The organism is Bacteroides faecium (assembly GCF_012113595.1).
Lineage (GTDB): Bacteria > Bacteroidota > Bacteroidia > Bacteroidales > Bacteroidaceae > Bacteroides > Bacteroides faecium.
The window spans coordinates 4,622,902-4,643,406 of record NZ_CP050831.1 but is presented as its reverse complement, the minus strand read 5'-3'; the positions used below and the strand labels follow the sequence as shown (position 1 = coordinate 4,643,406).

The 20,505-nt window shown below is 46.8% G+C and carries 18 protein-coding genes and 1 tRNA gene; 8 read left to right on the top strand and 11 right to left on the bottom strand.

The features are described 5' to 3' along the window. Positions 1-33: 33 nt before the first annotated feature. From BacF7301_RS17235 to BacF7301_RS17200, 8 genes are all read right to left on the bottom strand, one after another. Positions 34-1,545 (bottom strand): DUF3868 domain-containing protein, encoded by a 1,512-nt coding sequence (locus BacF7301_RS17235; RefSeq protein WP_167964703.1) that lies wholly within the window; start codon positions 1,543-1,545, stop codon positions 34-36. An 8-nt stretch (positions 1,546-1,553) separates the two neighbouring features. Next, positions 1,554-2,126, bottom strand: a complete 573-nt coding sequence (locus tag BacF7301_RS17230) for a DUF3575 domain-containing protein (protein ID WP_167964702.1) — start codon at positions 2,124-2,126, stop codon at positions 1,554-1,556. A 21-nt stretch (positions 2,127-2,147) separates the two neighbouring features. Then, positions 2,148-2,513: a hypothetical protein gene (locus BacF7301_RS17225; protein WP_167964701.1), complete on the bottom strand. Its 366-nt coding sequence runs from the start codon at positions 2,511-2,513 to the stop codon at positions 2,148-2,150. Positions 2,514-2,530: 17 nt separating this feature from the next. Then, complete coding sequence (locus tag BacF7301_RS17220; protein ID WP_245208256.1) at positions 2,531-2,812, bottom strand: hypothetical protein; 282 nt, start codon at positions 2,810-2,812, stop codon at positions 2,531-2,533. 489 nt (positions 2,813-3,301) lie between these two features. Then, positions 3,302-3,844, bottom strand: a complete 543-nt coding sequence (locus BacF7301_RS17215) for an IbrB-like domain-containing protein (protein ID WP_167964700.1) — start codon at positions 3,842-3,844, stop codon at positions 3,302-3,304. Then, a complete protein-coding gene (locus tag BacF7301_RS17210; RefSeq protein WP_167964699.1) occupies positions 3,841-5,145 on the bottom strand; it encodes a DUF3440 domain-containing protein in 1,305 nt (434 codons plus the stop codon). Before BacF7301_RS17210 ends, BacF7301_RS17215 begins: the two co-directional genes overlap by 4 nt. Before the next feature lie 3 nt (positions 5,146-5,148). Then, positions 5,149-5,556 carry a hypothetical protein gene (locus BacF7301_RS17205; RefSeq protein WP_167964698.1) on the bottom strand — a complete coding sequence of 136 codons (408 nt, stop codon included), beginning with the start codon at positions 5,554-5,556 and terminating at the stop codon, positions 5,149-5,151. Positions 5,557-5,652: 96 nt separating this feature from the next. Further along, positions 5,653-5,991, bottom strand: a complete 339-nt coding sequence (locus BacF7301_RS17200; protein ID WP_245208255.1) for a hypothetical protein — start codon at positions 5,989-5,991, stop codon at positions 5,653-5,655. Between the two features lie 1,045 nt (positions 5,992-7,036). On the opposite strand from BacF7301_RS17200, the gene BacF7301_RS17195 reads away from it, so the two are divergent. Then, positions 7,037-8,041 carry a beta-ketoacyl-ACP synthase III gene (locus BacF7301_RS17195; protein ID WP_167964695.1) on the top strand — a complete coding sequence of 335 codons (1,005 nt, stop codon included), beginning with the start codon at positions 7,037-7,039 and terminating at the stop codon, positions 8,039-8,041. A gap of 173 nt (positions 8,042-8,214) precedes the next feature. Here BacF7301_RS17195 and BacF7301_RS17190 read toward each other — a convergent pair whose 3' ends face one another. Further along, the gene (locus tag BacF7301_RS17190) at positions 8,215-9,345 is read right to left on the bottom strand and encodes a helix-turn-helix transcriptional regulator (RefSeq protein ID WP_167964693.1); all 1,131 of its coding nucleotides are present in this window, start codon (positions 9,343-9,345) and stop codon (positions 8,215-8,217) included. Continuing rightward, positions 9,342-10,568, bottom strand: a complete 1,227-nt coding sequence (locus BacF7301_RS17185) for a helix-turn-helix domain-containing protein (protein ID WP_167964691.1) — start codon at positions 10,566-10,568, stop codon at positions 9,342-9,344. Before BacF7301_RS17185 ends, BacF7301_RS17190 begins: the two co-directional genes overlap by 4 nt. 264 nt (positions 10,569-10,832) lie before the next feature. Here BacF7301_RS17185 and BacF7301_RS17180 point away from each other — a divergent pair, with 264 nt between their 5' ends. The 6 genes from BacF7301_RS17180 to BacF7301_RS26125 all read left to right on the top strand — a co-directional run bounded on the left by BacF7301_RS17180 (position 10,833) and on the right by BacF7301_RS26125 (position 18,676). Then, positions 10,833-11,951 (top strand): DUF3575 domain-containing protein, encoded by a 1,119-nt coding sequence (locus tag BacF7301_RS17180; RefSeq protein ID WP_167964690.1) that lies wholly within the window; start codon positions 10,833-10,835, stop codon positions 11,949-11,951. Continuing rightward, positions 11,930-12,829: a hypothetical protein gene (locus BacF7301_RS17175; protein ID WP_245208254.1), complete on the top strand. Its 900-nt coding sequence runs from the start codon at positions 11,930-11,932 to the stop codon at positions 12,827-12,829. Before BacF7301_RS17180 ends, BacF7301_RS17175 begins: the two co-directional genes overlap by 22 nt. Before the next feature lie 34 nt (positions 12,830-12,863). After that, entirely contained in the window at positions 12,864-14,966 is a 2,103-nt protein-coding gene (locus BacF7301_RS26060; RefSeq protein WP_167964688.1) for a fimbrillin family protein, read from the top strand. A 46-nt stretch (positions 14,967-15,012) separates the two neighbouring features. Next, positions 15,013-17,280 (top strand): fimbrillin family protein, encoded by a 2,268-nt coding sequence (locus BacF7301_RS17165; RefSeq protein WP_167964686.1) that lies wholly within the window; start codon positions 15,013-15,015, stop codon positions 17,278-17,280. A gap of 145 nt (positions 17,281-17,425) precedes the next feature. Then, positions 17,426-18,343: a hypothetical protein gene (locus BacF7301_RS17160; protein WP_167964684.1), complete on the top strand. Its 918-nt coding sequence runs from the start codon at positions 17,426-17,428 to the stop codon at positions 18,341-18,343. 237 nt (positions 18,344-18,580) lie between these two features. Then, on the top strand, positions 18,581-18,676 hold the full coding sequence (locus BacF7301_RS26125; protein WP_167967234.1) for a GNAT family N-acetyltransferase: 96 nt from the start codon (positions 18,581-18,583) through the stop codon (positions 18,674-18,676). A 222-nt stretch (positions 18,677-18,898) separates the two neighbouring features. Here the strand turns inward: BacF7301_RS26125 and BacF7301_RS17150 are convergent. Beyond that, positions 18,899-18,972 (bottom strand) — tRNA-Asp (locus tag BacF7301_RS17150). Positions 18,973-19,128: 156 nt separating this feature from the next. On the opposite strand from BacF7301_RS17150, the gene BacF7301_RS17145 reads away from it, so the two are divergent. Next, complete coding sequence (locus BacF7301_RS17145) at positions 19,129-20,445, top strand: pyridoxal phosphate-dependent aminotransferase (RefSeq protein ID WP_167964682.1); 1,317 nt, start codon at positions 19,129-19,131, stop codon at positions 20,443-20,445. The last annotated feature ends 60 nt before the right edge of the window (positions 20,446-20,505 follow it).

Genomic DNA, 20,505 nt, shown 5'->3' with positions numbered 1-20,505 from the left:
TACATATATAATTTCCCACTTATTCAGTAAATTTTACTTACTATTTGTTCTCATTTCGGCAGCATTAGCCTTCTTCCTGACTAATTCTTCCAGATTGCTCCTAGCTGCATCCAGACCTGACTGCTCTGCAACTTTCAAATACTTCTCCGACAGTTCATAATCTCCTTTTATTAACATTAATATTCCCATAGCATTATTATATTCCGGCAAATTCTTATTCGAATTCACCATACCCAGATAACGTTCGGCCGAAACCAGATCATTGCGTGATAAAGCGGCAGTAGCAGCATTTATATTTGCAATTTCACTCTGCGGATACATCCGTACAGCCGCTTCGAACACATCAATAAATTCTTGCGAGCCTGTCGGATAGGTATTAGCTACCAGGAACATTTCATTCAAGCTCAGATTCTGCGGGCGCGTCTTGATAATCTCTTTCGCTTCCTCCACACTGAAATTCCTCACTTCGTAATTCACTTTGCAGATAGCCACACGCAGACTTGGGAAAATATACTTCAACAAGTACCGGTAAGGCGTTCCTCCGTGAAGTTGCATCAGTTTTGTTTCTCTTCCTTTTTCAATAGGTATGTTCCTGATAATATCAAGCACTTCGTCTTTATATTCAAATTCGATTGTTTCAAGCGCCTTCTCCAGTCCGTCCCAGTTTTCACCTCCAAAGACAATGTAGTATTGGTTTCTCGGAAAATCGTATCTGGATGCCAGATAATCCCGAAGCGCCATGGCACGCCCTTCAGACAGACGTTTGTTCGCTGCCAATGTTCCTTCCGGAGACGCATAACCGATAATATCCAGGCGGTTCACTTTCACATTCGGATCGGACTTCAGTTCATCAATCATCTTACGTATTTTGGCCAGTTCCTGGGGGTTATTCATGTATTCGGGACGAATATTGACTTTATTCACCTCGAAATCCAGAAAACATTCCGCTTGAATATCCCGTTGTTTGATTTCTTCCGCTTTCGGTTGCAGATAAGCAAACTGAGGAGCCACTACGTAAGGCGTCCATATACGTTCCAACGTCACTTTGCCAAATTCCTCTATGTTCATCAATGCCGTTTCACCGCAACCACATTCGTCACGCTGCACGTCCAGGCGCGCATCCTTCATCCATGATTCGAACGGAACCAGATATTGATACCGAATCGTATCATTTCTTAGTTTTCCGGCTTTTTCCACTATATATGGCTTCTCGTAGTTTCTCTTCTCTTTGGCGCTCATCAACGCAAGTTCACGCTCATACGCCAAATATTCGTCACGACCTTTAATAGAAACTTTCGGAAGATTCTGAGTGCGTCCGGGAGTCACCAGCCGCGGAATAAAATCCATTCCCCGGGCAGATTTCACTTTCACATTATTCAATACAAAATCTATATCGACATGAATAAACTCACCTTTCTGTTCCAACCGCACCGGATTCACAGTAATGCCACCTTCGTAAGAGCGGGACTGAGCCATAGCTGTGTTTATATTCAGGCTGCAAACCATCAACATACACACAAGGAAACCTATTTTTCTTATTATCATACTCCGCATTATTTAATTACATAAATAAGTGACACACTTGCTTTGGTAGGCCCGAAATAGTTTTTGCTGCTTTCCTTTAGTTTCGTACCACAGGTAGTGCAAGGATACTTGTCATATACAATGTGCGCATATCCCACTCCGACAGACGTTTCTATACTCCAGCGTTTTTTCAGAATCCACGAATATCCTACGGAAAAGCCACCACCATAAAGATGTCCCTGATAACGCGTATGCTGCATATTGTCACTGATAAAAGACCAGTCGGGCCACCCTCCTACATTGAAATCGGCATAATGTCCGTGCATTCCGACAAACATACGGCGAAAACTCTCGCAAAACCAGTAACGGACTTCGGGTTGTATCCCCCAATGACGGAGACGTTTGCCGTCGGAAAGTTTCCACGGATTATAATTGACCGGAATGTCCAGCGTCCATTTACGCGCCAGTCCGATCTCCAGTCCCAGATTCATGGTAGTAGTAGCGTCATACAGCAGATTGCTTTTCAGCGCAACCTTCTGGGCATGACCTTCGGAAATAGCACATCCGAGCATGAATAATATGAGTATAGCAACTTTCTTCATTTATATCACATTTACTGTTGTTTATTGCCCTAACTGAGTAACATCTATTTTTATGCGTTGCAGATTACTGATGCCCGTTCTAAGGGAAGACACCATTGTTGTGAGATGTACGATTCCGTTTCTGGAATCCGTCTCTATATTGGGCAATACCTTAATATATATCTTACCGTCTTCAACAATAATACGTTCTTCTCCTGTATGTTCCTCCGGCATTACAGAAGAATACAGGCGGATCCAATTTTTAGCACTTTCATCCACTTCTCCCGTAAGGCAGAAATAATTGATTTCATACACCTCCGAATTTAAATTTCCGGTAGGCATGAGTTGAAGCGTACTTCCCGCAGCAGGAACAGCTTTCTTTTGTCTAATATGAACTTCTTTTTCCAAATTTCCTGTTTTTAATGTTATATACACATCATCCTATCACCTGTTTCTCTTTGTCCTTCTTCATACCACATCAGACAGGTGTTGTTCTGAATACCGGACTCATACATAATATAATTCATGGGGATAGTTTCTTGAGTGCCACTATAAGGCAGAGAGCCAAGCAAAGGATTGCTCAACGGCTTAGTCAACAACCCGGCATACATATCCGCACAAGTTGTCACCTCCGGTGTTAATTGGATGAGAATGCCAGTCACATTCAACTCTTGCACACACCCTACCGCAGATAATAAAAAAATCAAATATAAACTGGTTGTAAGTCTTGTTATTTCTCTCATTAATTCTCCAATGTAGTTTCTACTACTTCTCGTATATCTCTTACTTCTCTTTTTGCTTTTCTCTCAGGACAATATTTTTCGTCCAAATCTCATATTGCAAATTTCGGAATATTAAAGGAGATACAGAATTGTATTCATTTCTGTTATAGAGAATCAACTTAGAATAAAGGGGCTAATTATGCAGGTAACGAACAAAGAGGTTACGAATTTCACAACAAAAATATTCAATATCCTCATTTCTTTCGATATGCGAACATTTTAAGATTTCCAAGTTTTTATGAGAGAAACTTGAGTAATGGAGAGAGGTTATAGTTTATCGTGTCATTTAGATACAACTCAGGCACAAAATATACAAATTAGAAGGATAATATATACAACATATTATCCTAATATTTGTATCTTCTGTGCCTATATGCCAGAATGCCTAAATACTGTATATATATAGCTATCAGATTATAACGCCTTGCGTTCTGTTTCTGTAGGCGCAATCTCGTCAGGAATACTAAATTCCCGGTTGGCAAAGAGATCCGCCAAACCTGAAATCTGTTTCAGTCGTAACAGCTCGTCACGGTCCATACCAATATTTTTCATAATCCACTGGTCGGACATGCCCGCTTTATCCAGTTCCGCGACGATATTGCACATCAATTCGATATTATGCATCCCACGGGCACGGTTATGGCGGATAGTAGAACTCATACGATTGGACAAATCCTTGTCTATCACCACAATCGGTAGCAATCCGTTTTCGCGTTTATAGATTCGTTGGGAAGTCTTCAGTACCGTATAACGGTGATAACCATCCACCAGGATATAGTTATCTTCTTCTTTATTATAATAACACACACATGGCATCGTAAAACCATCTTCCCAGATAGACAGTTCAAGCAATTTCATTTCGGGCGGTGCAACGACATTCGGATTATAGTCGTTTGCATGTACTTTCTCTATAGGTACCGCCTTTACCTCATAAACAGGGCTTTTATCTACACTCATGACACTATGATTCTATATTGTTCCATAATTTGACTTCTCTTACTCATCTCTTCCTTCGTCGGCGAGAATCCCATATACTTGCAGGCATGGTCGTTCTTGATGATACAAATGCACATTCGCTTATAAGTAGGTATCTCTCTAAACTCCGGTATATCAATATCATCCTGATATTCCATGCGTACCGGTTTCTTCAGCGTTTTATAATTACTGTTGTCCATGACGATAATCGGTACCTTGGCATCAATCAGTTTCTTGATGGTAGAGTCACTCAGGCAGCCACCTTTCGTCCGCCAGAAGTTTACGCTCACCGACAGTTTGCGGAGATAATTCTTCCGCGCCCGTTCCGGCAGACTGGACAGCAGGAAGTACATAAACTCACGCCACGTATATCCTTCGGGAAGTTTCACCGATTGCCATCCCATGGCATGAGTACCGCCGTACATCCCGGTAAAATTGACGCCATTCACCCGTCCTATCATCTTGCCCCATGTATTGGGGTCGAGTACCCGGTAGAGTTGAAGACTCTCCTGTGCTTCATTGATAAAAGGACTTGCCACACGCTGCCGCTCCAGATTCACACCTGCACGATAGTAAAGATCATACAACGTATTATAATCCCATTGGAATTTTCCGTTGGCAGTCCATACATCCGTCGTCTTCCAGTCGTAGATGGGATAGGCATTATAAATGTCATTCCCTACCTTCGACGTCCATTTATACTTATGATACATCTGGAATTTGCGGCTCATGTAGATACACCTCCACCGGTTGAAACTTTCCTGTGTACGGATTCCGATCAGACAGCAAGTTCGCACTGCGTCATTCTTATTATGTATCCATTGCGCAAAACGCATCTGGAATTCATAATCCCACATCGTTGTGTTATAAAAAGGAAAGTCATCCTTGGTCATTGCCTTTTTGGGCATGGAGCGCACCCATATATTCTTCTTACTATCTTCCCAAGGACGCCAGAATGATTGGTACATAGACGTACATGTAGCTACGCGGAACGGGATACACACCCGGTATACATCCAGAATATCCTTATTGGCTTCCAATATCCGGTCTACATAATCAATGGTCATCTTATACTGAATCTCGTAATCCATATGAAAGACGCCGAGACGTATTTTCAAATTGTTCTTCCGGATATAGTCGATACACATACTCAACAATACCCCGCTATCCTTACCTCCGGAAAAAGATACATAGATATTATCAAACTCGTTAAATATAACTTTCAGTCGCTCTTGTGCCAGTTCATATACATTCTTCGTTCCTGCTATTTTTTTGTTCCCCATAAATCATTTGTACATTTTAACATATCGCGTCCACTTCTTATCCATGGACACAAATTCAAACTTCTCAAACGTTTCTTTGTCTTGTATCAGTGTGACGGAGTTAAGCAGCCAGTTCTCGGGAGCGAACTCCTTAGTGATGGCAGGCAACAGATACGACAGGATTTCCTCCCGCTCCGTATTTTCCGCATTCACATAATAATTATTGATTACAGCCTTCTTCCGGCTTTTTTGCTCTACCGGAATGAAGCCCACCACTTCTTTATCTCTCAACGCAATAAACCACACATACTCTTCGTTTGTCTTGAAAGGGTAATTATTGTTGGCGCGTATTACTTCAGGATCCATAACCATCGGTGCCAAAAGCCGATACAAGTGTTTGTCTTTTCCTTTTAATTGTATTATCTGTATCATATCATTCAAAAATGGACATACAAAAATAAGGAAAAAATATCAATTCATTCATTTCTATTCCTAAAACATTTGTTTTTCATGTTATTATCTTTATATTTAATATTCTAAATGCCCCGCATTCACCATTACTCTTTCACGTTTAAAGTAGGTCAGCACAGTGGCAAAACCGAGATACTCCCGCCCGGGAATACGTGACCGACTTCGGAACTTATAACGGGAAAACAGAATTTTACATACCAGTTTATAGTGGAAAGACACCCCAAAACGATGCTGCAGATAATCAAACACCCGGCAGAAATATGCAAAAGCCTCCTTCACCTTGTCATTGGGAACAACCCGTGGCGCACGATCCGTATTCTCCATATGCTCCATCTCACTAAGGGCATATTCCAATTGTTCTATTTCCTCTTCTGTGTTTTGTATTGTACACTTCATCTGTTCTAATTTCTCTTCCTGGTGAATATGTTGCTCACGTTTACGTTGTAAATGTTCCTTTAACACTTATTTTTCTTCCAATATTCCAAATTTTAGTTATACATAAATACTTTGGTATTCCTGTCAGGCAGTCGTTTAAACCGCCATATGAAATCTATTTCCGAGTGCAAATATAGAGAAGATTGTTTAAATAATTAGATTTTTAATTAAAAATATTCAGACTTATAACACTTTTAAATTACCAGTATCAAAAAGTCTGTTTTTCCGGCTTGAGAAACAAGCTATATTTTTGCGGAGAATTAAACATCGTGAACAATGAATGGAGGGAAAAGATATAATGTATTTTAATACATTCTTATTTTATTATATATATTAATAGACTAAAGGGTGGCCAAAGTGCATCATGGCAAATGCCGTTTCCCCTTTGTAACAAGGTGTTTGAGAAAGAACGAAAGTGGCCGGTACGAGAGGTTCGAAAAATGTACATGCCAAACAGCCGGAATGCTTTCATATTCTATTTATTAATTTAAATAAATCATGAAAAAATTAGCAGCAGGAATGCTAAAAAAGGGCATTGGCACGTATCAGCGCCCGTGTAGTGTCCAGCGCCCATTTGGAATATCATGCCCGGATTCTTAAACAGAAGTATATCCGCCGTGAAGCAATTTGGGGATTTCACAAACTTCTGGCTCCTTTTATCAAAGGCTTTTGATAAGCCGCGTATTCGGACTTATAAAAGGTTTTAGACGGGATTTAAAAGTAAAGGCGGTCACGAGTCATGACCGCCTTTACTTTTTATTTAGAACGTTCACGAAAAAGGTATCAGGACATGAAGAACTATCAAATGCTATTTTTGCGGCCGGATAAAAAAATGCGACTAAATATTTTGCCAAAATTTGGTCTAATATTCCTTTTTATTAATTAAAAAGGAAACTGTTTTCTAGACCTTTATTGTATTTCAGTCTCTTTTCCATATATTTGCGCCCGCATTTATCATTTGGTATTAACCGCCTCATTCAAAAACTAGCTAAATAAAATAGAACCGATGGAGAAAATAAACGCAGTAATTACAGGAGTTGGGGGATATGTGCCCGATTACATCTTGACTAATGATGAGATTTCTAAGATGGTTGATACCACCGACGAATGGATTATGGGACGCATCGGAATCAAGGAAAGGCATATACTGAAAGGGGAAGGACTCGGAACTTCATACATAGCGCGCAAAGCTGTGAAACAATTGATTCAGCGTACAAAAACTAATCCGGAAGATGTTGACCTAGTAATTGTTGCTACTACTACACCCGATTACCGTCTTCCTTCAACTGCTTCTATTCTATGTGAAAGGCTAGGATTAAAAAATGCTTTCGCGTTTGATATACAAGCCGTGTGCAGCGGTTTCTTATATGCATTGGAAACGGGAGCGAATTTCATTCGTACGGGAAATTACAAGAAGATTATTGTTGTAGGAGCTGAAAAAATGTCGTCGATCGTAAATTATTCAGACCGTGCGACTTGCCCGATTTTCGGTGATGGCGGAGCAGCCGTCATGCTGGAACCTACAACTGAAGACGTAGGTATCATGGATGCTGTATTAAGGACAGATGGCAAAGGATTGCCTTTCTTACATATAAAAGCCGGTGGTTCTGTATGCCCCCCTTCTTATTATACATTGGATAATCAAATGCACTATATCTATCAGGAAGGACGTACCGTATATAAGTATGCGGTAGCCAATATGGCTAGTGCCTGTGAATCTGTTATCGAAAGAAATCATTTAAACAAAGAGGATATTGACTGGGTGATTCCCCATCAAGCCAACCAACGTATTATCACTGCCGTGACCCAGCGTTTAGAAATACCGTCTGAAAAAGTCATGGTCAACATAGAACGTTACGGAAACACTAGCGCCGGTACGCTCCCACTCTGCATCTGGGATTTCGAAGATAAACTCAAGAAAGGGGATAATCTGATTCTTACTGCTTTCGGAGCAGGATTTGCCTGGGGAGCTATTTATCTGAAGTGGGGATACGACAGGAAGAAGGAATAAAGATAAAGTACCTTATTTTCTATTACAACCCGCTCAACGATAACTATCTCATCATTGCAGGCTATACTGTCATAGCCTGCTTCAGGTTGACTCTTTATTATCTTATCCCTGTTCTTGGTTGACAGTTTTTTTACTAAACTCTGATTTAAGTTTACCTTCTTTTATTGAAAGTCTTACTTTTCAAATACTTTCAGCAACGATAGTTTATCCTCTTCATTTTTTACCCTAAGATAGCTCCGGTAACTGCTGAATCCCGCCATCAACACCAAATCAATATTATCTTTCTCTGCGTTTGAGGGCGACAAGCGGAGCCGGTCGAGATGATGCAGCCTGCAACGGTTAATCAAACGGCAGAAATTCATGTCATATTCTTTATTGATAAAGCCCGAAATGTAGCTACGGTTGGTATGTAACCCGGTGGCAAGTTCTGTAATCCGCAGGTGGGGATTGAGATAAGGCTTCTTTTCACGCAAGTAGTGCTCGAACAGTTTACGGTCAATAGTGGTCATTTTGGCAGCCGTATCCTCTTTTACATCTTCCGGTTGGATGATGAGATAATTGTCATTGAGCAGGTTGTAGCAAAGAATCAGGTAGTTTATAAAATACGGCAGCGTTCCTACCCATGCAAAATAGCTGAACGAAATAGTGGGGACATGGAACAACAATCCCGCCAACGGAACCGGAACGGTTATCAAAATAAGCACTTGTATGACCGCTAGCCAGGTGAGAGATGCGTTATAGGCATCCGAAGAATAGTTCACTATGAACTTCCTGTAACGGCGTATGTTCCGCAGATTCAGAAATGGATAGAGCGTATTGTAAACTATAAAAACGGCGGTTGTCAATACGTACATTATCCTGAACCAAAAATTGGATTCACCACCGTTTACTTCTGAAAATATCACCGCCCTCTGTTGTTCCACCGGAACAATCATGTCGCTAATTGCCGAAACGAGGGTGAAGAGAAGCGGTACTATCAGATGCAGGCGGTTGAGTTTGCGACGCTCACCGGTACTTGTTATAATGGAAACAAACCTGTATATCATTACCTGGTCGAGCATAAGCGTGAACAGGAATACAGTATAGTAGGATGCGAAAATACGGGGACTGACAGAATAGAATACCATACCCAACCATCCAAGAGAAGTAATAAGATAGGTTAATGCCAAGAAGAGGCGCAGCCTCTTCTCCTGCACGTTACGCCTACGTGCAACTGCATCCATCAGCATCATAATCATGCAAGCCAAAGCACATATAATAGGAGCTGAAAAAGCGAAAGCATCTATCTGGTCTATGTTTATCATTCCGTATCTCCTTTCTTTTTGCCTGCTCCGCCCTTTTGTTCGGCGGCTTTCTTTTCAGCAGCGGCAGCACGCGAATAATTGCGGAAGTCCTTAAATCCTACCTTGTCAAGCAAGGAACTGATACTTTTCCCCTTCCCGGCGGGTTGTGAACGGAGTTTTTCAAGTTCTTTCAGCCGCAAGCGGTTCAGATACCGGTTGAAGTTCATGCCGTATGTCCGGTTTATAAATGCCGAAAGTGCGGTGCGGTTAATATCCATATCTTCCACCAAATTAGTTATCTTGTAATCCGGGTTCAAATAGGGCTTCTCATTCCGGATGAAGCTCTCAAACGTACGGCGGTTTAGTTTGCCGGAATGTTGCTTACGCGGAGCCTTCTCTTTGATTTCTACCGTCTGCTCTTCTATTTGTTGCGCATGTTCCTTTATTACTTTGGGTTGTTTGGGTGCTTTTTCAGTAATAATATAAGGTACATAATCCCGGCGCATGATGTGGTACGCGAGCAAGACATGCTGCATGGCAATGCTTAATGCCACTATCAGCGTCCATATAGAAGAGTAGAACTCCACGCGCTTCATGATGAAGGTGGGCAATACAGACGAAAACAGCGATGCCAGAGATATTCCGACAAGAAACAAGACCCAGTTTGCAGGTTTGTGCACAATCGCCTTATTTCCTGTGGCCCTTTTATAATAACCGGCTAACACCCCGATGGCAAGCAGATAATATGTTAGCCCGAAAATGACCCGGAACAAAGGCTTTAGTGTATAAAAGCGGGTAAAGCCCTCATATCCGGCAGGATAAATTTCAGCTTTCCCCGTAACGATTTCAAGCTGTACGCTGAAAGGTACAAAGAATGACCATACCAACGTAACTATTACCAGTATGCCGGGCAATAAGTAATGGAGCATGGAAAAGTTTTCCGGCTTTCCGAGCCGGGTAAGAAAGCGGATAATCCGAAAAAAGAAGATGGCAGGTAAAATAAAAGACAAGAGACACGCGATATTCAACCAAGTGAACAGCACCGGGCTGAATGCGTAACAAAGTGTTACAAACCACCCGATGCCCGATATGGAAAAATAAAAGAGAACAATTCTTTTTAATCTTCTTTCTTCCCGTTTCAGACAGTCTTGCAGCGAGAAAGTAACCAATATTCCGCTGGCAATAGCCGAAAAGAATGGAATAAGAGGTATTATCGCAGTTATATATGTCGCTGAAATATCCATTCCACAAATATATGACCTTTTTACTCTAAATCCTCATTTTCAAGACAAAAAACGTAAAAATATACCTTTTTGCACGCCTTTTACGATTTGTCCTAACCAGAAATGCCATTAGGACAAATTGTAAAAAGCAGATTTTGTTGAATTGTCACCTGCCCAATTTGTTTTTCACATACTTTTGTGTATGGTGGTAAGAAATAAAGTTCATCAAGAGTGTTTGAATGTGATAATAATTCTATGAAAATATGAAATTTAACAAATAAGTCTATGAAACATTTACACAAAATTCTATCAGTTCTCTTGCTTTGGGGAGTTTCGCTCACCGGAATTTCCCCTGCACGGGCATCTGAAACTACTGCGGCGGATACGGTTGTCACCTTCCGTTTTCTTCCGGGTGAGAACATGTTTACCCGTGCGGGTAACGAAGCGGAACTGGAACGGCTCTATGGGTTGATTGACTGTCACAAAGCAGAGATTACAGAAGGCAAAATACCCGTGCAGGTGGATGGCTACTGCGCTTCGCTGCCAACCGCCAAAGAGAATCTGCACACGGCATTTATTCGTGCCAACAGAGTGAAATCGGAACTTATCACCCGGAAAGGACTGAAAGAAACGGATTTCGTCACGGCCAATTACGCGCGTGCGTACCATAATAATAAGGATATAGTGGTAGTGACGCTCCGCATTCCGGCCAAAACCGTCGTGGAACCGCAACCGGCTAAAGAAGAAGTAAAGCAGGAAGAACCCGCACCGCAAGAGGTAACCGTGAAGAAAAAGGAAGAACCCGTGGCGGAGAAGCAACCTGAAGCCAACGGGAACGTGGAACGACAGCCCGCACCCGTCGCGGAGCGATTGCCGTCAGAACCGGAACAACTCTACCGTTTTGCCGTGCGCACGAACGTGTTGTATGACGCCATGCTGCTTCCCACGCTCGGCGTGGAATGGCGGGTAAACCGTGATCTGGGCGTGAAGCTGGACGGCAGCCTTTCGTGGTGGGGCGGTGAGCACGGCAAGGTACAGAAGATATGGATGCTCTCGCCCGAAGTGCGATGGTACCTGCTGCACGACAAACGCTTTTATGCAGGGGTATCAGGCAACTATGGCGAATACAATGTATATAAGTATATGCTGGGCGGTGTCCTATCCAAAGATACCGGTTATCAGGGGAAGTGCTGGAATGTAGGACTAACTTTAGGCTACCAGCTCTATCTGTCCCGTACCTTTTCCGTTGACTTCAATCTCGGTTTGGGATATACCCGGTCTGAATACGACAGTTACGGCGTGACCGACGGCGTGCGTGTCTATAAGGAACGGAACAATAGTAAGCACTTCTGGGGACCCACGCGGGCAGGAATCAGCCTCGTGTGGACTATCGGCAGCAAATAAGTAGAACTATAAAAACGCGATATATGAAAATTACAATGACATTACTTTGCATCTGGGCGACCCTGTTCCTCGCGGGTTGCGATGTAAAAGACCCGATTTACAACACGCCGCACCCCGACAAAGGGGCCATCGTGATAACCGCCGACTGGACCCGGCGGGGCGAAGGCATAGCTGCTCCCGCGGAATACATCACGGAAGCAGCGGGAACATCCTTCACCCTGCATGAACCGGTTGCCGCGCTTACCGGACTATTCGTGCCGGGACCGACGGAACTGCTCGGCTACAACCCGGCGGCACACGTTACGGTAAAGGACGGCATAGCGACAGTGGACAATGACCCGGACAACGCCGGGATGCAACACCCTGAACCGGGCGTATTGTTAGCAGGCACGACGGTAGCCGATGTCGTGGCGGACGATACGACGAGCGTCGTGTTACCCATGCGGCAACTCTTCCGAAAGATAGAATCCGAAGTGGTTGTTACCGAAGGAGATCCCAGGCGTATTACCGGTATCGAAGCCCGGTTGTTAGGAGTGGCGGCGTCCATCGACTTGCGCACGGGCGAAGTGACGGGCGTTGCGGCTATCGTGCCGTTTCCTTTTGTCCGGTTGGAAGGAAAACTGGTCGGTGCCGTGTGGGTGCCGGGAATAATTCCGGGAACGGCGCAGCGTATGGCCATGACACTTACCTTCAGCGATGGCAGGACAGAGACGGTGGAAACCGACCTTAGCGAAATGTTGAAGGATTTCAATGCCGACAAACTCCATCCGATGCGTCTTACCGGTGATGTATATGCACCGGTAAATTCTGAAACGGGCGGTACGATTATCGGCTGGACGGAAACAAGCGGCGGTGACGTAAATGCCGGAATGGAATAATCAAGTATAATCATAAACTAAAAACAAATAGCAGATGAAACAATTCACATCAACCCGGCTTTTCGCTGTCACGTCCGTGGTAGCAGTCCTGCTCGCCGCAGGATGTAGCGAGGAGAACAATGAACCCGTCGGCAACGCCTCGAACGCTGTCATTGTCACCGCCTCTATCGGTAAGGCAGACAACGTGACATCCACCCGCGCCTCAAATACGGTATGGGATGCCGACGACTGTATCGGAATTTCCACCTCTTCCGCGAAGGGAAAAACAAACTATATCAATATCCAATACAAAACCGACGGCAGTGTTTTCAACCCCGTATCCGGTGCGGCGGGCGAAGACAACACCATCTACTTTCAGGATACGTCCCCGACAGAGTTCACCGCTTATTACCCCTACGAGGGTGTGAACGGCACCAAGCCCGGCAGCAACGGCGTCATCACAAAAAAACTTACCGTTGCCGACCAGAGCACGGCAAACCTGCCCGCCATCGACTATCTCTGGGCGCGGCAAACAGCCCAAAGCAGCAACCCGAAGGTCGATTTCCAGTTTTCACACCGCATGAGCCGCATCATCCTGAACTTCAAGGCAGGTGCCGGAACAGTACTCCCAACGGACGGGCTGACCTACACCCTCACCGGACTGGCAACGGAAGGAACTTTCAACACCGTCACCGGTGAAGCCCAAGCCACGGGCACGACGTCCACCCTCGAAAAACTGCCCACCATAACCACCGCGGGACAGCCCACAGGCACCGCCATCCTCTGGCCGCAACCAGCAAGCTCCGTGCGCCTGCAACTGACGCTGAACGGCACCACCTTCGGCGCCGCGCTCACTTTCCCATCCGCCACGGCGGGCGAAGCCCTTGCCCCCTCCACCTCCTATACCTTTAATGTAAACGTGGAGCGCACTGGCATCGAAATCAGCAAAGCCGATATTAAAGACTGGACGGACGGCGGCAGCAAGGACATCACCCTGCAGGAAGCCCGCACCCTGACCTACGACGCCAACGGCGGCACGGGCACGGTGAACAGCTCCAAAGTTCTTGAAGGCGCCACGACAACCCTGAACGACGGCACCGCCCTGACGCCTCCAACCGGCAAAACCTTCGCGGGATGGAACACCCTGCCCGAAGGCGGCGGCGAGTTTTATGCCAAAAACAGCAAGCTGACGATGCCTGCCGGAAACCTCACCCTCTATGCCCTGTGGTCGGGCGATGGCTCTTCGGAAAGCAACCCTGTTCTTATCACGGATGTGCAGGGGATGAAGGACATCGGGGCGAGTGACGAAAATAGAAGGAAGCATTACCGCCTTTGCAAGGATTTGGTGCTTGATAACTGGGAGGCTATCCATTACTACAGTGGAGGCAGCAATAGTGAGCCTTTCTTGGGAACATTCGATGGCGGAGGGCATACCCTTACCCTCAATGGGGTGAAGGGGATACGGACAGTATTCGGTAAGCTCAGCAACGCCAGCAATTACTTTTTTTCTCTCTTTGCCAATATTGATGGGGGAGAAGTGCGCCGCCTGCGGGTGGACGGGGAGATAACGGTGGACGGCACCGATGAAAACGTATATTACTACGTGGGAGGAATCTGCGGGTATAGCTACGCCGGCACCGTCACCGATTGCATCTCCGACGTCACGGTGACTGCGACGGGAAAGATGAACGTCCTTTATGCCGGAGGCATCGCAGGATTTAATGATAAGGGGAGAATCTTCAATTGTTATGCCACCGGAGAGATAGAAAGCACGGCTACTGCCGAAGACGTGGATTTGGGAGGCATCGCAGGATATAACGGCTTGCGTATAGCCAACTGTGCCGCACTCAACAGCAACATATCAGGCGAGGATGGGCAGAATAAGACCCGCATCCACCGCATTACAGGAAACAGCAACGGTTTCATAGTCAACAACTATGCCTCGGCAACGCTGACCGCTTTCGGAGATAAAGGACTCGATAAACTGGACGGCGAGGACTGCGATGCCAAGCCTGCCGCCTCATGGTGGATGGGACAGGGAAGATGGGCGGATAGCTACCAACGTCCCGATGGCTACACCGACATCTTCACCCCCTGGGATTTCGCCACCATCTGGGAAGTCACCGACGGCAACCTGCCCGTGCTCCACCGCAAGTAGCCGCGCCCACCATTCATCCAAATAAGAAATAAAAGAATAAGAGAATATGAAGATACACAACCATATCATCCCGAAAGCCATCCGGCGGCACAGCATCCGCCTGTGGCTTGCCACGGCGATAACGATGACGGCAACGCTGGCAGCCCTCACCGGGTGCAGCGCGGACAACGAGCCGGAAAACCCTACCGGCGGCGACGGCACCTCCGTCACCTTCGGCGCCACCATCGCCGCACGCGAAGGGCACGACAACGGCAATGCTCCCACTTCACGTGCCATCCCCGACGGAACCTTCGAGGAAGGCGACTGGATTCTCGTCCACATAGACGGCGAGCGGAAAGTCTTCGTTTACCGCACAGCCGACGGCGGCTTTGTACATGACCCCAGTATTTCCAGCCTGAACATCGACCCCACACCTCCTGAGTGGAAAAGCGGGGAAACCGGAAAAGATGTCCTTGCTTACGGGCCCACAGGAGTTATCATGTATGATGTCAATGAAGGATATGTTTTTCAATGTGCTGTCGCCAAAGACCAGAGTAAAGATAAAGATTATGAAGGACGTGATTACGTCTATGCCGCACAGTCGCTCGACCGCGGCAACCCCGCACTCACTTTCCGCCACGGCATGACGCGCGTCGTCGTCCGCCTCCGCCCCGGTGGCTCCCTCACCAGCGAGGAAGTGGCAGGTGCCTCCGTGCTGCTGGGCGACAAGAATATCTTCCTAGTAGCGGACATCGACCCCCAGACCGGGACATTGACAGCCCATGTCCCTACCGGAGGGAATCAGTTGCAACCGCAAACCGTCACCCCTCACCGTTGTGCCGCCACCCCCGCGGGCTACGCTGTGGCCTACGAAGCCCTGCTGCCCCCGCAGGACGTGAGCGGCAAACTCTTCATCAGTGCCCGGCTCTCCAACGGCACTGAACTGGGGTATGCGGCGGAGAGCGGCAGCATGCTGGAAGGCGGACACGAATACATCTACAACGTGACCGTCGAGGAAAACCGCCTGGTAGTGACGGTGACCGACAGCGACGTGCCCTGGCAGGACGGCATCCTGACCACGACGATCGACGGCAAGGAGTTCCGCCTGATACGCACCGCGGAAGACCTCGCACGCTTTGCCCGCGATGTGAATGGCGACGGAGTGACGTCGGGCTCGGGAAAGACTGACCTCAACGCCCTGCAAGTGGCGGATATCGACTTGCAGGAACTGGCCGGGTCTAAAGATGCCGCGCTGCGGGCGCTGGCGGCGGACTGGGTGCCGATAGGCAACGACAGCTACACAGGCATTTATTGCGGCAACGGCTATACTATCTCGGGGCTGCGTATCACGACCAACCACAGTTATAACGGTTTCTTCGGCTCTGTCAACTCGCCTGCCCTGCTGACGGGTATCCACCTGCGGGATGTGCAGATAACGGGCACGATCGGCAGATACACTGGCGGGCTCGCCGGCCTGGTCAGAAGCGCAGCGGTGACCCTTTGCTCGGCGGAGGGGGCAATAGAAGTCACCGGCTCCACCGATTCCAACGATGCCGCTTTGGTCGGTGGGCTGGTGGGCTATGTTAATAGCTGTTCCATCAACCGTTGCCATACGACGGTAAACATCAAGGTGGATGTGACGCTGACAAACCTCGTCCATGTGGGAGGAATCGCAGGATGGTGTATCTGCAGCTATGGTAATAACATCCTCTTTGCCTGCCGGGCCGATGGCGACGTAAGCCTAACCGGGACGGGGACGACGACCTTCTCGATGCCCCTCTGCGCCGGAGGGATAGCCGGATACAACGGAAGCAACGATAACAGATCATACAAAATCGATATCTATGCGTGCCAGGCAACGGGCGACGTCACGGTCACCCATACGGGCACGAAGGCCGTGAACGCCTATGCTGGCGGACTGGTGGGGTATAACAGCGTTTTGGGAGACCTCGAATATAGCTACGCCCGGGGCACTGCTACGGCTACGACGGGAGGCAACATACCCGGGTTTGCCGGTGCCATTGTCGGCTATAGCAGCGGAACGAGCACCGTAAGGAAATGTTTCGGTGCGGGAGCCGGAGGCAAAGGGACATCGGGGCTGGAGGCAGAGAATCATAATATTGCCTATAATACAACGCCGTTAAAGGGGGAGATAAAAGAGACAGTAGCTGATAGTTGGTGGGGCTATAATTTCTCCACCACCATCTACGATGCCTCCGCCACGCCCGCCTACGGCATCAGCATAGTTGAAAGGGTGTTTGACCACTCTGTCTGGAACAACGGCGAAGACCTCTGGCCCGCTCCCTATATGGAGTGGAACGGCGAGAATAAGTAGCTCGTCGTGGGAGACCCGAAAGCCTGGCAATGATGAAATTCCTGCTTTCGGGAGATCCCGGAAAGGAAAAAAGTCCGGATTCTCCGACGCCAGCTATAAACTTAAAGACTAAGAAAATGACAAACCTAAAAAACGATAGATCGATATGATACGCAACATCTTTTTACTAATGCTCTCTGCCCTATGCGCATGGAGCTGCACCGACAACCTCCCCGGCGACGAAGCGCCTACCGACGGCCGCCACTCGCTCAACATCACCGTGGGCCCGAAGCCCGCCTTCACCGACGGCACCCTGACCCGCGCCGACGGAACCACTCTGCCCGAAACCCGCGCCGTGCAGACGGACAAGGGGCCGAAGTGGGAAGAGGGGGATGTGGTGTGGCTGTATGCCACGTTCCATAAAGGTAAAGAAGAAAATGTCTTCTACTCCGCCCTGAAATACACCGGAGGTGCCTGGCGCTACCTCAACGAGGACGAAACCGCCACGCTCAAGGTGAACAATATCCCCGGATTCAACCGCACCCTGATTTACGACAACCCCGATGGAAGCACCGAATACGATAATGTAAGAATCTACGCCTACTACGTGGGCAAGGACTGGCCGGACAAGGACGGGGACATCCACATCCCGGCCCCCGGCAGCGACGAAGCCATCCCCGTGATGGGGGCTAATTCCATTACCAGCAGCTTCAGCCAACCCATCACGCTCTCCTTCACCTACCTGTGCTCCCGCCTGCGCCTCCCCGCCGGCTGCAGCCTGCAGGTGGATGCTTACAAATACTGGACAAAGTATCATCTGAGTAATAACTCCCCGGATATTGAAACCGCCGGCACCTCCCTCCACCTCGACGCCACCAGCGCCGACCGTGACATCTACCTCCTCCCGGTTGCGAACAACCAGGGCACCCCCGCCTCCATCACCCTCACCCGGAGCGGCGGCGCCACGTGGACTTTCAAGCCCCGGCTCGGTACCGGCACCGCCACCGGTGCCTCCGACTACTACGGCCAGTCCTACACCCTTCCCGACCTCGGAAACGGTAGCGTGACGCCCGGAGGAATGTAATGCTTATTAATATGTATCAACATTTAAAAGATAAACATAATGAAAATGAGAAATAAGAGATGCAAGACGATGTAACGCGTGGCAAGAATTAGAATTGATAAATAGAAAAAGTATGTTCGTCCTGCCGGTGTAAAGTACGGCAGGTTTTATGTCTGTTGGTTCCCTGGCTGATGTTATGTCAGCCAGGGATATATATCCGAGGGTCGATACGGGCAGGTTGCATCCAGCGCAACGTGAATAGTTTCTTCTTCGATAGGAAATGTAGTGGTAGATGCCAACTATCGAAATTTAGGAATCGGCAAATACCTAATTCGAACAATGGAGCAAACATAAACTAAAACACTATCAGCAAAACGATGATAAACAGTTAGTTAGAAACAATTCGGTGTTTTTTTTTCGAGCTTTTCGGTGGTTTTTTTATGCCTCCAAAAAAAGCCACCGAATTAGCCACCATTGAGCTTAATTTCTACTCTCTTTTTTGCTCGGTAAGAACAATAAAAAAGCTCTGATTTCGTTGAAAATCAGAGCTTTGCTTCATTTTGCAATATAACCGAGCGGTGCGTACGAGACTCGAACTCGTGACCCCATGCGTGACAGGCATGTATTCTAACCAACTGAACTAACGCACCAAAATTTCTTTTTAAATCGCATCTCTCTCGATTGCGGTTGCAAAGGTAGATATTTTTTTGAAACCTGCAATAGCTTTCATATCTTTTTTCTGAAAAAGTGGGTTTATTAAGAATTATCGTGTACATTTGCAGCTATTACATAAAATAGAAAATAGAATGAAAAATACACCAATTGAGCGACATCTGATTGATGAAACCATCAATGAGTTTCAAATTGTCGATTTTTCTAAGGCGACTATTCGGGAAGTGAAAGCTATTGCTTCAAAAGCGGAAGCAGCATCGGGAGTGGAATTTATCAAGATGGAAATGGGGGTTCCGGGACTTCCGCCATCCGCTGTAGGAGTCAAAGCTGAGATTGAGGCATTGCAGAAGGGTATTGCCAGCTTATATCCTGATATCAACGGGTTGCCGGAGCTAAAAAAGGAAGCTTCCAACTTTATCAAGGCGTTTATTAATGTAGACTTGAGCCCGGAAGGATGTGTACCCGTGACAGGTTCCATGCAAGGAACATTCGCTTCTTTCCTTACTTGCAGCCAATGTGATGAAAAGAAAGATACCATTCTGTTTATTGATCCGGGCTTTCCGGTGCAGAAGCAGCAGTTGGTAGTGATGGGACAGAAATATGAGACGTTTGATGTATATGACTATCGGGGTGAAAAGCTAAGGGAAAAACTGGAAAGCTATCTGAAGAAAGGAAATATATCGGCGATTATCTATTCGAATCCGAATAATCCCAGTTGGATTTGTCTGAAAGACGAGGAATTGAGAATCATCGGTGAGTTGGCTACACAATATGATGTAATCGTTTTGGAAGATTTGGCCTATTTTGCCATGGATTTCCGTCAGAACTTGAGTAAGCCGTATCAGGCACCGTTCCAGCCATCGGTTGCCCACTATACAGATAATTATGTATTGCTGATTTCCGGTTCCAAAGCATTCAGTTATGCCGGACAGCGCATCGGCGTGAGCTGTATTTCAGATAAGCTGTACCACCGGAGTTATCCGGGACTGACCAAGCGTTATGGCGGCGGTACATTCGGCACTGTCTTTATCCACCGGGTACTTTATGCGCTTTCTTCAGGAACAAGTCATTCTGCACAATTCGCCATGGCCGCGATGTTGAAAGCTGCCAATGAGGGACAATACAACTTCCTCGACGAAGTGAAGATATATGGTGAAAGAGCGAAGAAGTTAAAAGATATTTTCCTTCGTCATGGATTCCATTTGGTATATGACAACGATTTGGGCGACCCGATTGCAGATGGATTTTATTTTACCATCGGATATCCGGGGATGACTAGCGGTGAATTGGCCAAGGAATTAATGTATTATGGTGTAAGCGCCATCTCGCTAGTTACCACAGGAAGCCATCAGGAAGGTCTGCGGGCATGTACCTCTTTTATTAAAGACCATCAATACGCACAGCTTGACGAAAGGATGAAACTATTTGCAGAAAATCATCCGGTAGGCTGATCGTTTTACAGAAGATATTCATAAAAGCGACACTTAAAATGAAAAAAAACGGAAAGAACG